This window comes from Burkholderia sp. Bp9012, from assembly GCF_003853825.1.
Lineage (GTDB): Bacteria > Pseudomonadota > Gammaproteobacteria > Burkholderiales > Burkholderiaceae > Burkholderia > Burkholderia diffusa.
Genome location: NZ_QTQA01000015.1, coordinates 24,473 through 39,989 on the forward strand (window position 1 = coordinate 24,473; position 15,517 = coordinate 39,989).

The window sequence follows — 15,517 nt, forward strand, 5'->3', positions numbered from 1 at the left end:
CCATCGTGTCGAAAGATGCGATGGCCAATTGCTCAAAAATTCTAATTGCAAGCGCGTCCGTGCCCCGATCATTGTCGCGTTTACCCGACGTTTGACAATTGTTGACCCGCTCGCCGAGACGCGGCTGCGTGGGTTGCGAGAAGATGCCGCCATCCGATAATCCGTAGGGCGCAGTCGCTCAAGTTGCGAGTAGACCAGAAAAATGAATCAAAATAACTACCGTTTGGTGTACAGCCGTGTACGCGGCATGTTGATTGCCGTCGAAGAGACAGCCAATGCGTCGGGCAACGCGGGTCGTGGCGAGACGCGTGGGGCGGCGGTTGAGCGCGAATCGATTGTGCGATTTGCCCTCCGGAGCATCGCATTGGCATCCCTGATTGCGGTCGGCGCGACGCCGATATGGGCTGATGCGCAAATTGTCGGTGGCGGTGTGCATGCGCCATCGGTGATCCAGACGCAAAATGGATTGCCACAAGTCAATATTAATAGGCCGGGAAGTTCAGGTGTTTCTTTAAACACCTATAATCAGTTCGACGTGCAGAAACCCGGTGCGATACTCAATAATTCGCCGACGATCGTCAACACGCAACAAGCGGGATATATCAACGGGAACCCGAATTTCGGACCCAACGATTCTGCGCGGATTATTGTTAATCAGGTTAATAGCAATAATCCATCGGTTCTCAGGGGGTATGTTGAGATAGCGGGCCCCAAAGCCGAGATTATCTTATCGAATTCAGCTGGCCTCCTGGTCGACGGTGGCGGTTTTATTAATACCTCGCGCGCTGTCTTGACAACCGGGGTGCCGTATTACGGTGCTGACGGTTCGGTAGCTGGCTTTAATGTAAATCGTGGCCTCGTCACCGTGTCCGGCGCGGGTTTGAATGCGGCCAATGTCGATCAAGTTGACATTATCGCCCGTGCGGTCCAGGCAAATGCGGCGATTTACGCGAAAAATCTGAACGTAATCGCCGGTCCGAACCAAGTCAATCACGATACGCTCGCCACGACGCCGATTCAGGACGGCAGCCCTGCACCGGCAATCGCAATTGACGTTGGTCAATTGGGCGGAATGTACGCCAATAGGGTGTTTCTTGTCGCTAATCAGAATGGTGTCGGCGTGGCGAACGCCGGCACGATTGCCGCGCAGGCCGGGGATCTGACGCTCCAGTCGAGCGGGCAGCTTGTGCTGTCCGGCAAGACGATCGCAAGCGGCAATCTTACGGCGAACGGTAGCGATGTCCAGAATACGGGGACGACCTACGCGCAGCAGAGCGCGAACGTAGCGGCCAGCGGGACGCTGTCTAATAGCGGGACGCTCGCAGCGCAGCAGAATACGACGATCAGCGCCGCAACCGTCAGTTCAACCGGCGCACTCGGCGCAGGTGTGAACAACGACGGTTCCGTGAGCCACAGCGGCGATCTGAGCATTACCGCGTCCGGCCAACTGAACGCGACGGGCCAGAATCTTGCCGGCGGCAACGCGACGCTCACTGGCAGCAGTGTGAACCTTGCAGGCGGCCAGACGGCCGCTAACGGCGGCATGACGCTGAACGCCAATGCCGGCGACCTCAACCTTTCCAGCGCAACGACGAGTGCGCAGGGCGCGCTCAACGCGAGCGCCGCCGGGGCGCTTATCAACGACCACGGCAATCTTTCGAGCCAGAGCAGCGCGACATTGACGGCAGGCAGTCTTTCGAACCAAGGCGGCACGGTATCGTCCCAGGGGCCGTTGTCGGTGCAGTCGGCCGGACAGATCGCAAATCAAGCCGGCACACTGGTGTCGCAAAGCACGGCGGACGTCCACGGTGGTGCGATCCTGAACCAACAGGGCATCATCCAGAGCGCGGGCCGGATGAGCGTCGGCGGCGCATCCTTGGATAACTCGGCCGGGCGCGTGACGTCCCTCAATGGCGACGGCCTGTCCATCGCAACGAGCGGCCAGCTCACGAACGCTGCGGGTACGACAGCGAACGGCGCACAAGGCGGTGTGATCGGTGGTGACGGCTCCGTCACGATTCAGGCGGGCAGCCTCGCGAACCATGGATCAATCAGCGCGAACACCGATTTGGCTGTCGGTGCGCAATCGGTCGACAACGGCAACGGTTCGCTGGCGGCAGGCCAGAATGCGACGATCGATGCCGGCACCGCGCTCACGAATGCAGCAGGCAGCATTTCCGCAGGTGCGTTGGCAAACGTTCGCGCGGCCAGTCTGGACAACAGTGCAGGGGCAATTCAGGCCAGCCAGTTGTCGCTGACGGCGACCAATCTCAAAAATCAGTCGGGCTCGATCACGCAGACCGGCTCGGGACCGGCAACGATCGCGGTTTCGGGCACGCTGGACAATAGCTCGGGAACCGTTCAAACGAACAGTACCGACCTCAGCCTGACGCCGGCCGCATTGATCAACGACCACGGCAAGATCGCGCATGCCGGCAGCGGCACGTTGACCATCGGCACGGGTGCTGTCTCGAACCAAGGCGGCATGATCGCGACCAATGGCGCGATGAAGCTGACGGCCGCCGCCGTGTCGAACCAAGCGGGTGTGCTGTCGGCTCAGCGGCAGGCCGCGCTCGATGTGCAGTCGCTCGACAACAGTGCGGGCGGCTATATCGGCGCAGACAGCCTTGTGCTGAAAGCGCAATCGGCGATTAACAATCGCGCCGGCACGGTCGAAGCCAGTAACGGTCTCAGGGTGTCCGGTGACAGCCTGTCGAACGACGGCGGCTCAATTAAGCAACTCGGCTCAGGCGCGTTGTCGGTCACGGCGACGAACGCGTTGACCAATACGGCGAACGGCACGATCGGCGGTAACGGCGACGTCTCGGTCAACGCTGGCAGCGTCGACAATTCCGGCGGCTCGCTGCTCGCATCGCAGTCGTTGTCGGTGCAGTCGAATGGCGCGCTCGCGAACGCGGCGGGGCTGATCCAGTCGAACGGGAATCTGAAAGTCCGCGCGCAAGGCGCGGTGAACAACCATGCGGGTCAAATCGAAGCGAATGGCGTGACGTCGACGCTCGACCTGTCTGGAGCCAGCATCGACAATAGTGACGCGCGCATCGCCAACATCGGCAGCGGGGCAACGACGATCGACGGCGGTGCATCGATTACGAACACGAATGCGTCCGGTACAGCGGGTGCCGGTACGATCGGCGGCAACGGTGACGTCACGCTGACTACGCAGGCTCTCACGAACGCGCAGGGCGCCCAAACGCTCGCTGGCCATGATCTGACACTGAACGTCGGCAGCAGCGCGAACAACAATGCGGGTGTCCTGTCGGCAGGGAACAACCTGAACTTTGTTGGTCCGAACGCTACGCTGTCGAACCAGAATGGCTCGGTTCGCGCAAATGGTGTCCTTTTGGTGCAAGCCGCATCGGTCGACAATACGTCGGGCAAACTCGGCAATGACGCGGGTAGCGGCGGCAGCGTGTCGATTCAAACCGGCGCTCTGTCGAACCAGGGTGGTGCGATTGGTAGCGATCAGGATCTGTCGTTGACGAGTGGCACGTTGACCGGTGACGGGTCGATCGTCGCGGGCCGCAACGGTGTAGTGACGCTTGGCAGCGACTATACGCAGACGGCAGCGAACAGGCTGCACGCGAATGGCGACCTGACGTTTTCCACGTCGGGCAAGCTGACGAACCAAGGCGTGATGGACGCCAATGGTGCGCTCACGGTGAATGCTGCGAACGTCGACAACCAGAGCGGCGCGGACCTGAATTCCGCGAACACGACGGTCAACGCCAACGGCGGCACGATCAATAACGCGGGCCGCATTGAAGGCGATGCGGTCACGACCAACAGCGCAGCGCTCAACAATACTGGAACCGTGATCGGTGGCAACGTCACGTCGAACGCGGCCACGATCACCAACACCGGCGCCGCAGCTGTCTTCGCCGCTGCGAACCAGCTGAATCTGTATGCGACGAATCAGTTGTCGAACACCGGCGGCGCAAACCTGTACAGCGTCGGCGATATCAATATCGCGGCGAACGGTCAGCGTGATGCAAATGGTTTCCTCGCGAACCGCACGCAAAACGTGCTGAACGACCAGTCCACGATCGAAGCGCAGGGCAACATTGAACTGGCTGCCGGCACGTTCACCAATACGCGTCCCGCACCGACGGTCACGACCGAAACGACGAGCACGTCTAGCAAGCACGAAACCAAGCGCCAGAAGTACATCGTATGCGCGACGATGAATGCAGATCCGAACGGGGGCTGCTCGCAGGCGATGTGGGTGAATGGCTACAAGACGCCGTTGACTTCAACCTATAGTCCTTCGCAAGTCGTGTCGCAAACGTCCGGGCCGAACGCGACCGACAAGGTGCTCGTCGTGAACGTGAACGGGCAGCAGCAGACGATCTACTACAACACGCTGACGACGAATGCGGACGGGACGGTTACGGTCAATTATTGGGATGCGTATGACCCGCACGTGAACTATGTGCCGGATTCGGAGTATGTGACCCGCAGCGACGGCCATAACGGCTATCAACGAGTCGAGATCTGGCGCGATACGACGACCACTGTCCAGCAGGACAAGGTGACGAGTCAGGCGCAGCAAGCGCAGCTCGTGGCCGGCGGCAGTATCACGATGGCGAACGTCGGAACGATCAACAACAATTACAGCGCGATCACGGCGGGCAAGTCGATTCAGATTGGCAGCACCCAGCAAGGCGGATCCGTCGGTAGTGGCAGCTATGGCGGCACGACGGTGAACAACGTCGGTCGTACGCTGTATCAATACCAGCGCGACGACATTACGTCGATGTACGCGTGGAACGAAGACACGACGCAGGATCGTGGCACGATCGTCGAGCCGTCCATCGTTTATACGCCGGTCGCAATCGGCGGCACCGGCGGTACGATCATCGCGAACCAATCGGTGTCGATCAACGCGCAGAACGTCAATAACCAGAACGTCGCCGCGCAAAACTCGGCCACCGGTGCGACGGGCGGTACGCTCGGTAGCAACGCGGCCAATCAAGGGGTGTCGGGCGGCAACCAGACCAAGGTCGGCACCGCAAGCGGCACGACGACGGTCCCCGCACTGCAGTCGGTCGCGAGCGCCAAGGGTGCATTGTCGATTACGTTGCCGACGAGCGGCATGTATTCGATCAATCCCGCGCCGGGGCAGCCGTATCTGATCGTGACGGATCCACGCCTGACCAGCTACACGAAGTTCATCTCGAGCGACTACATGCTCGGGCAGTTGAACCTGAATCCGGCGAGTATCGAAAAGCGGTTGGGCGACGGGATGTACGAGCAGCAGATGGTGCGCAACCAGATCACGCAGTTGACGGGACGCACCTTCCTGCCGGGCTACGCGAGCGCCGAAGATGAGTATCGCGCGTTGATGACCAACGGCGTGAACTACGCGAAGGAGTTCGGCTTGGTGCCGGGCATGGCGCTGACGGCCGCCCAAATGGATGCGCTCACGAGCGATATCGTGTGGCTGGTCGACCAGACCGTGACCCTGCCCGATGGCAGTACGACGCACGTGCTGGCCCCGGTCGTCTACATGGCGCAGACTCACGCGAACGACCTGCAACCGACCGGTGCATTGATCGCCGCGGACGATGTCGAGATCCATACGGCGGGTAGCACGACGAACTCCGGCGTGATCAAGGGCGGCACGAAAACCGTCCTGACGGCGACGGATATCTTGAACCGTGGCGGCACGATTTCGAGCAGCGCCAAGAACGGCACGACCGTCGTGTCGGCGAGCAACGATGTCGTCAACGCGTCGGGCCAGATTTCCGGCAACCGGGTTGCCGTGATGGCCGGCCGCGATATCGTCAACACGACGCTGGTCGATGCCGTAGGCGCAACCGGCGCATCGGGCGCGAGCAAGGTCAATACGAGCTTAATCGGCCAGCAGGGGACGATCTCGGCGACCGGCGATCTGGCCGTACAAGCCGGTCGCGATCTGACGCTTCACGGCGCGAATTTGTCGGCTGGCGGCGATGCGCTGGTGACGGCGGGCCGGAATATCAACGTCGATACGGTTCAGTCGATCACGAACCAGTCGATGTATCTGAACGATCAACATCATTGGGAAGAGTCGACGACGAAGAACGTGACGAGCGGGATAACCGCTGGCGGCGGCTTGGCGATGCAAAGCGGCAACGATACGACGCTCAAGGGTGCGACGGTTTCGTCCGGCAAGGATCTGTCGGTGATCGCTGGTGGCAACCTGACGGCGACAACCGTCGCGGATACGGCGAAGCTTGATAACGTCGCGGCGGACAGTAATACGCGAAAAGAAACGGATCACAACTACGACGAGCATGCGGTCGGCACGCAATTCACGGCGGGCGGAAACGCGACGCTTGCGGCTGTGAGTGCCGACAAGTCCAAGGGCAACGTGACGTTGACCGGCTCCGCTCTGACGGCGGGTATGACGAACGGCGTCGAGAACGGTTCCGGCGCGGCAAATATCGCTGCGACGGGCAACGTCACGATCAACGAGGCCCGCGAGGAACACGACAAGTACCAGTCGGTGCAAGTCCAACGCGGCAGCTTCGTCAGCAGCACGAAGACCGATGGGATGACCGACACGCACGCTAATGTAGGCGTCGGCAGCACGGTGTCGGGCAACACCGTCAACATTCAGTCGGGGCATGATCTGACTGTTCAGGGCAGCACGGTCGTCGGCACGAACGACGTGAATCTCGCCGCGACGAACAACGTCAACATCACGACCTCGAAGGATACGGTCTCGCAAGACAGCTACTACCGTGAAACGCATTCGGGTTTGGGAACGAGCGGACTGACTGTCAGCATCGGCACGCAGTCGCGGAAGGAAACGGATCATGCATCGTCCGTCACGAACAACGCGAGCACGGTCGGGTCGCTCAACGGTAACCTGAATGTCACGGCCGGCGATACGCTGCACGTGACCGGTAGCGATCTGATCGCCGGAAAGAACCTGACCGGCGCGGCATCGAATATCGTGATCGACTCGGCGACGGACACCGCGAACAAAACGCATAGCCAAGAGACGAGCAGCAGCGGCGTCACGCTCGGTTTGTCGGGTAGCGTCGGCGATGCGATCAATGGTGCTTACCAACAGGCGCAAGCCGCCAAGAGCGGCAGCGGCGATAGCCGCGCTACTGCGCTGCACGCGATCGCAGCGGCCGGCAATGCTGCGATGGGCGTCGCCGGCCTGACTGGCGGTGCACTTGCGGGCGGTGGTACGCCGAGCATTGGTGTCCAGGTGAGCGTCGGATCGAGCCATAGCCGCTTGGACACGTCGGAAAACCAGACGACGCAGCGCGGTTCGAACCTCGGCGCAGGTGGTACGACTTCGTTGGTTGCGACGGGCAATGGCACGCCGGGTAGCGGCAACATTACGGTCGCTGGCTCGAACGTGTCCGGCAAAGACGTGCTGCTCGCTGCAAAGAACCAGATCGACCTGCAAAACACGACGAACACCGATTCGACGCGTAGCTCGAATTCGTCGTCGGGCAGCAGCGTTGGTGTGTCGATCGGTACGAACGGCATCGGCTTTTCGGCATCGATGTCGCGCGCGCACGGTGACGGCAACAGCGACGCGGCGATGCAGAACAATTCGCACGTCACGGGCGCGAACAGCGTGACGCTGGTTAGCGGCGGCGATACGAACGTGATCGGCTCGACCGTATCCGGCCGTACCGTTACGGCGGATGTCGGCGGCAACCTGAACATGCGCAGTGTGCAGGATACGACCGTCAGCAGCGCACATCAAAGCAGTGCTGGCGGAGGCATTAGCGTCAGCACGATGGGCGGTAGTGCCAGCTTCAGTTCGTCGCACGGGAATGCGAATGGAAACTATGCGGGTGTGAACGATCAGGCGGCCATTCAGGCGGGCGACGGTGGTTTCAATGTGAACGTCAAGGGCAATACGGACCTGACGGGCGCGGCGATCGCCAGTACGGCCGATCCTTCGAAGAATTCGCTGACGACCGGCACGCTCACCTATCGGGATATCCAGAACCATTCGACCTACAACGCGGATAGCAGTGGTTTCAGCGCGGGCGCTGGCGTCGGTGTGACCGGCAAGGCGACGGGACCGGGATCGGTCAGCGGTGCAGGTGGCGTGACGCCGATGATTTCGCAGTCGGATAGTGGCAGTGAAAGCGCAACCACGCGCAGCGGAGTCAGCGCAGGTGCAATCAACATCACGAACCCGGCGGGCCAGACGCAAGATATCGCGGGGCTGAACCGCGACACGTCGAATCTGAATGGGACGGTATCGAAAACGCCGGACGTGCAAAATCTGCTGGATAAGCAGGCCGACACCATGAATGCAGCGCAGGCGGCCGGGCAGGTTGTTGCGCAGGGTATTGGTGCTTACGCGGACACCAAACAGCGCGAGGCTCAACGTGCCGCGGACGCAGCAAAAATCGCGGGTGACACGACAGCACAGGAAGCGTATCAAGCGGAGGCAAATTCGTGGGCTGAAGGTGGCTCCAATCGAGTTCAGTTGCATGTCATAGGCGGTGCATTGATCGGTGGTCTCGGCGGGGGAAGTGCGCTCACTGCGGTAGGCGGTGCCGCCGGGGCGGGTCTTACTGCGAAAATGGCCGGCGAACTGGACGACATTTCGAAGGGTGTCACGTCCGGGACGGGTTCGGAATTGTTAGGTAATTTCACTGCTAACGTGGTTGCCGGGCTTGGTGGCGCGCTAGTGGGCGGCACAGCGGGTGCGGCGACAGGGTCGAGTGTGCAGCTGTACAATCAGATGCTCGATCGAAAGGGAAAGAGCATGCTTTCGAAAGTCTGTGCCGCTACTAATCCTGCATGTAGCGACCAGACGATCATGGCTATTTCCAATGCAGAAGCAGCAAATGCCGCGCAAGCGGCGCAATACATGCAAACGGGGGCAATGTACGGCCTGCCGGCAACCGCCGTGATGGCGCTAGGAACTGAGGCGATCGCCGCAGCGGCGCTTGCTGGAGGATTCGACTATGTGGGAAGTTACTACAACTACAAGACCGGTTTAAGTGCGGATGCTCCCAATTTTACAAATTCGTATATCGCTGGGATTGTGGGCGGTTTGTCCACGCCATTTACGATTGGTGAAGTCGCAATCGCCGGAATGGGCAAAGCAGGAAAGTTTGTGGCTGGCGCCTACAACGCCGGTGTAGCTGGTGTTGGTGCATTCGGTACGGCTGGAATGACCGGAAGTAATCCGGATTTGTCTGCGGGCGTTGCTACCTCAACTAACGCCGCAGGCGCTTGGGCCAAGGCTGTACTTCCCTCGCCTATCGGAAACCTTGTAAATCAGATTGTGCAAGGCGCGGCCGGACCGATACAAGCAGCAATTGAATCATGGAAAAAACATGGACAATGAAGTGAGGCGTAAATTTGTTGTGCGTTATGTTAAGGCATACATTTCAGTGGCAGCTGTCGCTGGGGCTGTGCTAATGATTTCGGAATTGAGTGGTGCCGGCTGGAGGCCCGTGCTGGCAGGCGTTCCATTGTATGTCGCTCTTTTTGCTCTGGTGACGTATGCAATGGTTAGAGAGTTAATTGTGCTAAAAAAGAAAGGATCCCGGAGGCCATGATTTATTTGATTGATTGACCCTTCCGAAGGGCGTGAAGAACAGCGCAAATTGAATTTCTGTGGTTTTTTGGCGTTAGCGTTAATTTATAATAATTGTATAAAGATGCGAGAAATTCGAAAGCTTCCGCTTGTCGTTGATCTCGATGGCACATTGACGGTTTCGGATACTTTGATCGAGTCCGTAATATCTGTCATCAGGGAAAAGCCTGCAAGCTTGCTGCGCCTGCCTTTTTGGCTCGCGGGCGGCCGCGCCGCGTTTAAGGCTAAGGTGGCAGAGCATGCCGACTTTCGAGCGGAAACGCTTCCGTATCGCGAATCGCTTGTCGACTATCTCACGCGAGAACGTGAGAGCGGGCGAAAAATCATGCTCGCAACTGCCGCACATTGTTCGATCGTGTCATCGCTACCAGTGACGACACGAATCTCAAGGGAGAAGCCAAACTGACCTGCATTCGCCAGCGGATCGGCGACGACTTCGTGTATGCCGGTGATAGCAAGGCCGACTTGCCGGTTTGGGCTCCCGGTCGGAGGTGGCAGTAGTAGCGGAGGCCGCGCGGTGAATTGGCTGATTGTCGTCGCAAGTGGATTTTTCGGCGGCCTCGTGAGCATATTGCTCCGAGTCGCGGCCCTCAAGGGAATCACACTCGGTGAGGCGAGCATATTGCCGTGGATCGCACGCGGGACAGCCATCGGTGCCTACGGTGTCGGATTCCTCCTTTATACAATCGCGCTGCGCAAAACAACGCTTGGCGTTGCGTATCCGACGATGGTAGCGATTTCCATCCTGGTGGTGTTGTCGTTCACGGCGTTACACGAACACGTGTTGCGGCCGATCCAGATGGTCGGCGCTGTCGTCATCCTGATTGGCGTCTGGATGGTCACGCGGTACGCGTAACTGAGAGAATCGAATACATGAAGAAGAAAATCCGAGGCGGCGGTCTTGTCGCCGGATCGTTGCTTTTTGCATCGACCTGCGCGATGGCACAGTCGATTCCGCCGGTCGGCAACGATCAGCAGGTCCGTCAGCAGGAAGAAGCACGCGAGCGGGAACGGACCGTTTCCGCGCCTGCCGTTCGTTCGAGTGTCGCAGCGAGTGCAGGCTATCCGGAGCTGCCGACCGAAACGCCATGCTTCCGCATTGATCGTTTCGTGGTCAACGTTCCTGATTCGCTGCCGGATGGAGTGAGAGCGCAGGGCGCGTCCGTACTGCCCATGGATCGCTTCGCGTTCGCGCGTGAATGGCTCGAACACTACACCGGACAGTGCGTTGGCAAGCAAGGGCTTGATGCGCTTGTCAAAGCGTTGTCGCAAGACATTCTTTCGCGCGGATACATCACGACGCGCGTGCTGTTACCCGAACAGGATTTGTCGACTGGCACGTTGGAAGTCTCGCTGATTCCCGGCGTGATCCGACACGTGCGCTTCGCCGATGAAAAACTACGCGGTACATGGAAAACCGCGTTTCCGACGCGCGACGGCGAACTGTTGAACCTGCGTGACCTTGAGCAGGGTTTGGAGCAGATGAAGCGCGTACAGAGTCAAGAGGTATCGATGCAGATCGTTCCAGGCGACGTGCCGGGCGAGAGCGACGTCGTGCTCGACGTAAAGCGCGGCAAGCCTTGGACGGTTGTCGCGTCTATCGACAATTCGGGAACGCGTGCGACCGGCAAGTTGCAAGGCAACCTGTCGGTTGGCATCGATAACCCGCTTGGCCTGAATGACATCTTCAATGTCGGCGTGAGTCAAGACCTCGAATTTGGTGACAAGCGCCTCGGTTCGCACGGCTGGAACGGTTTCTATTCGATCCCGTGGGGGTATTGGACCGCGACGCTCACGGCATACACGAACACGTACTATCAGCATATCGCGGGCGTCAACCAGACGTTCGTTGCAAGCGGGAACTCCAAAACGATCGATTTCAAACTTGCCCGCGTGCTGGCCCGTAGTCAGAACGACGTGTTCGGAGGCTACGTCCGCCTGTCGCGCCGCTTCGGGCAGAGCTTCATCGAAGATACGGAAATTCCTCAGCAGCGCCGCAATAACACATTCGTCGAACTTGGCCTGACTGACCGTCACTATTTCGGTGGGGCCCAGTTCGACGGCACGCTCGCCTATCGTCAGGGGATCGGTGCATTTGGGGCACAAGATGACGTGCTGGCGGTCGATGGCGGTCCGACTTACCGGTACAAAATGGCCGTCGTCGATGCGAACCTCTCGGTGCCGTTCGCTATCGCAAATCAGCCGTTCCGCTATGTCGGCTCGGTTCACGGTCAATACACCGGCAACTCGTTGTATTACATCGACGACTTGACGATCGGCAGCCGCTACACGGTGCGCGGCTTCGACGGCGAAACGATGTTGGCCGCAGCGCGCGGTTTTTACTGGCGCAACGAGCTGCAAATGCCGATCGGACAGACCGGACAGGCGATCTATGCCGGATTGGACTACGGCCGCGTGTGGGGGCCGCAGCCGGTCGCGCTCGTCGGCACGCAGTTGGCCGGCGCGGTAATCGGCGTCAAGGGAAGCATTGGCACGCGCTTTGGAGCCTACGGGTATGACCTGTTTGCTGGCACGCCGGTGTACAAGCCCTCCGGATTTCCAACGGCCCGTGTAACGCTGGGCTTTCAGTTGACCGGGCAGTTCTGATGGACGGCGGGAGCCACAGCTCGATTTGCGGTTCGGTACGCAGCAAAGCAAGTTTGGAAGCGCTCATATCGCGAATCGCGCTGTGAACGAGATTTTGCATGCTACAAATTTGCTACAGCAAGGTGCGGAAGCCTTGCCGGACAAGCCTTTCGCCTGTCATTCGATCCCCTGAACTACGGGGAGAGCCATGTCCGCAGTTTCGCGTACAGAAGACGCGAACGGGACGGCTATGTGGACAGCGCGCAGAGTATAGCAAACGCGCGGCGCATCGGCGGACGGAATGCGTGCCGATGCGCGCCGCGCGCGCTCGATCGTGTCCGGAAGCCCGAATCAGAAATCGACGACGACGAAATCTTCCTTGCCCACGTCGCACAGCGGGCAGCGCCAGTCGGCGGGAATGTCGGCGAAACGGGTGCCGGCGGGGATACCCTCGTCGGGCAGGCCTTCCGCTTCGTTGTAGACCCACCCGCAAATCAGGCAGACCCAGCTTTGGTATTCGGTTACTTCGCTCATGTGGTGTTCAGAATGATGAAGATCTGTGATGCCGCCCACCGTCTGTCCGGCGGACGAAAGGCGCAATGGTACCGGAATTTCGCCGAACGCCTCCGCATCGTCGTTTTAAACATGCGCATCGCGAACAATTTCCATCATCGCGCGGGCCGGGCACGCAGTGTATGCTTCGTGAGCCTTTCAATCTGAAGGAGAAAACGATGCTCAACAAGAAGTGGATCGCAGGTGCGGTATGTGTCGCGGCACTGGCCGTGTCGACGCTCGCGCGTGCCGAGGCGCGCGTGTTCTTCGTCGAGCCGAAGGATGGCGCGACGGTGTCGAGCCCCGTGCACGTGAAGTTCGGTCTCGAAGGCATGGGGCTCAAGCCGGCCGGCGACATGACGCCGGACACGGGCCACCATCACCTGCTGATCGACGGCCAGCCGGTGCCGAAGGGCGACGTGATCCCCGCGACAGACCATTCGCTGCACTTCGGCAAGGGCCAGACCGAAACCGATGTGAAGCTGCCGCCCGGCCAGCACACGCTGACGCTGCAGCTCGGCGACGGCGCGCACCGCTCGCACGGTCCCGAGCTGAGCTCGACGATCTCGGTCAACGTAAAGTAATCGCATCTTCCGCATGCGGGCACCCGGCCGGGAAGGTGCGGCCGGATGCCCGCCACGGCACGAAATGAACCGCGCACCGGCCTAGTCCGTCCGGCCATCCCGGCGCAGGCGTCCGCCACCGGTACAATGGGCGCTTCCGATTTCTCTCTTCGCCGCCTCCCCATGTCGCTTTATTCCATTACCGGCGCGCAACTCGCGTTCGGTCACGTCGCGTTGCTCGATCACGCGGATTTCTCGCTGGAGGCCGGCGAGCGCGTCGGCCTGATCGGTCGCAACGGCGCGGGCAAGTCGTCGCTGCTGAAGATCGTCGCCGGGCTGGCGAAGCCCGACGACGGGCTCATTACGCGCCAGCAGGAGCTTGTGACCGTCTACGTGCCGCAGGAGCCCGAATTCGAACCGGGCGCGACCGTGTTCGAGGCCGTCGCATCGGGGCTCACGCACACGCGCGAAGTGCTCGAAGAATACGATTCGATCGCGCACCGCCTTGCGGAGACACCCGAAGGCGCCGAGCACGACGCGTTGCTCGCGCGGATGAACGCGCTGCAGTCGTCACTCGATGCGCACGATGCGTGGAATTGGCGTACGCGCGTATCGATGACGCTCGCGCAGATCGGCCTGACGGACGGCGATGCGCAGGTCGACGCGCTGTCGGGCGGGATGCAGAAGCGTGTCGCGCTGGCGCGCGCGCTCGTGGTGCAGCCCGACGTGCTGCTGCTCGACGAACCGACCAACCACCTCGACTTCGACGGCATCCGCTGGCTGGAAGAACTGCTCGTCGCGCAGCGCGCGGGCCTGCTGTTCATCACCCACGATCGCGCGTTCCTCGACCGCGTCGCGACGCGCATCGTCGAGCTCGATCGCGGCCGGCTGCTGTCGTATCCGGGCAATTTCTCCGCGTACCAGACGCGCAAGGCGCAGCAGCTCGAAGTCGAGCGCGTGGAAAACGAGAAGTTCGACAAGCTGCTCGCGCAGGAAGAAGTTTGGATCCGCAAGGGCGTCGAGGCGCGCCGCACGCGCAGCGTCGGCCGCATCGCGCGGCTCGAGCAGATGCGCAACGAGCGCGCGGAGCGCCGCAATTCGCAGGGCAATGTGAAGCTCGACGTCGCGCAGGGCGAGAAGTCGGGCAAGATCGTCGCGGAGCTGACGGACGTGACGAAGCGCTACGGCGGCCGCGCGGTCGTCGAGCGCTTCTCGACGACGGTCATGCGCGGCGACAAGATCGGCTTCGTCGGCCCGAACGGCGCGGGCAAGACCACGCTGCTCAAGCTGATCCTCGGCGAGCTGAAGCCCGACGAAGGCACGGTGCGCACCGGCACGAACCTGCAGGTCGCCTATTTTGACCAGATGCGCGCGCAGCTCGACCAGGAAAAGAGCCTGGCCGACACGATCAGCCCCGGAAGCGAATGGGTCGAGATCGGCGGCGTGCGCAAGCACGTGATGAGCTATCTCGGCGACTTCCTGTTCGCGCCTGAGCGCGCACGCTCGCCGGTGAAGTCGCTGTCGGGCGGCGAGCGCAACCGGCTGCTGCTCGCGCGCCTGTTCGCGCGTCCGGCCAACGTGCTGGTGCTCGACGAACCGACCAACGACCTCGACATCCCGACGCTCGAACTGCTCGAAGAGCTGCTGGCCGACTACGACGGCACGGTGCTGCTCGTCAGCCACGATCGCGCATTCCTCGACAACGTCGTGACGTCGGTGATCGCGGCCGAGGGCGACGGCAAGTGGCGCGAATACGTCGGCGGCTTCACCGACTGGCAGATCCAGAGCGAGCGTTCGCAGCAGCTCGCGCAGCAGGAGGCGGCGAAGCGCGCGGTGAAGGAAGCGGCGCCGGTCAAGGAAGACGCGGCGAAAAGCGCGGCCGGCCGCAACGCACAGCGCACGGTGAAGCTGTCGTTCAACGAGCAGCGCGAACTCGATGGGCTGCCGGAGAAGATCGCGGCGCTCGAGGAAGAACAGAAGACGATCAATGCGCAGCTCGAGGATGGTTCGATCTTCGCGAAGGATCCGCAGGAAGGCACGCGCCTGACCGAACGGTTCGCGGCGATCGACGACGAGCTCCTCGCCGCGCTCGAGCGGTGGGAGACGCTCGAGGCAAAGCGCAAGCCGGTCTGACGCCCCGTGCGCCGTGTGAGTGATCTTGCTACGGCGCGCCACGCGGAACCAGTAAAATACCGCGCGTCCCGGGCAGCGCAGCGAATGC

At 61.0% G+C, this 15,517-nt stretch carries 8 protein-coding genes; 7 read left to right on the forward strand and 1 reads right to left on the reverse strand.

Annotated elements, in window-relative coordinates:
* Positions 1 to 202: 202 nt before the first annotated feature.
* The 4 genes from DIE11_RS20775 to DIE11_RS20790 all read left to right on the forward strand — a co-directional run bounded on the left by DIE11_RS20775 (position 203) and on the right by DIE11_RS20790 (position 12,202).
* Entirely contained in the window at positions 203 to 9,343 is a 9,141-nt protein-coding gene (locus DIE11_RS20775) for a hemagglutinin repeat-containing protein (protein WP_124626745.1), read from the forward strand.
* A 223-nt stretch (positions 9,344 to 9,566) separates the two neighbouring features.
* A complete protein-coding gene (locus tag DIE11_RS20780) occupies positions 9,567 to 10,001 on the forward strand; it encodes a hypothetical protein (RefSeq protein WP_260437153.1) in 435 nt (144 codons plus the stop codon).
* 111 nt (positions 10,002 to 10,112) lie between these two features.
* Entirely contained in the window at positions 10,113 to 10,451 is a 339-nt protein-coding gene (locus DIE11_RS20785; protein ID WP_124626747.1) for a small multidrug resistance protein, read from the forward strand.
* Positions 10,452 to 10,534: 83 nt separating this feature from the next.
* Positions 10,535 to 12,202 (forward strand): ShlB/FhaC/HecB family hemolysin secretion/activation protein, encoded by a 1,668-nt coding sequence (locus DIE11_RS20790; RefSeq protein WP_260436601.1) that lies wholly within the window; start codon positions 10,535 to 10,537, stop codon positions 12,200 to 12,202.
* Between the two features lie 330 nt (positions 12,203 to 12,532).
* On the opposite strand, the gene DIE11_RS20795 is transcribed toward DIE11_RS20790, so the two are convergent.
* Complete coding sequence (locus DIE11_RS20795) at positions 12,533 to 12,715, reverse strand: rubredoxin (protein WP_006478164.1); 183 nt, start codon at positions 12,713 to 12,715, stop codon at positions 12,533 to 12,535.
* 12 nt (positions 12,716 to 12,727) lie between these two features.
* Here DIE11_RS20795 and DIE11_RS36450 point away from each other — a divergent pair, with 12 nt between their 5' ends.
* From DIE11_RS36450 to DIE11_RS20810, 3 genes are all read left to right on the forward strand, one after another.
* Complete coding sequence (locus DIE11_RS36450) at positions 12,728 to 12,901, forward strand: hypothetical protein (RefSeq protein WP_185633796.1); 174 nt, start codon at positions 12,728 to 12,730, stop codon at positions 12,899 to 12,901.
* Between the two features lie 11 nt (positions 12,902 to 12,912).
* On the forward strand, positions 12,913 to 13,317 hold the full coding sequence (locus tag DIE11_RS20800; protein WP_124626751.1) for a DUF4399 domain-containing protein: 405 nt from the start codon (positions 12,913 to 12,915) through the stop codon (positions 13,315 to 13,317).
* Between the two features lie 126 nt (positions 13,318 to 13,443).
* On the forward strand, positions 13,444 to 15,429 hold the full coding sequence (locus DIE11_RS20810) for an ATP-binding cassette domain-containing protein (protein WP_174919989.1): 1,986 nt from the start codon (positions 13,444 to 13,446) through the stop codon (positions 15,427 to 15,429).
* The last annotated feature ends 88 nt before the right edge of the window (positions 15,430 to 15,517 follow it).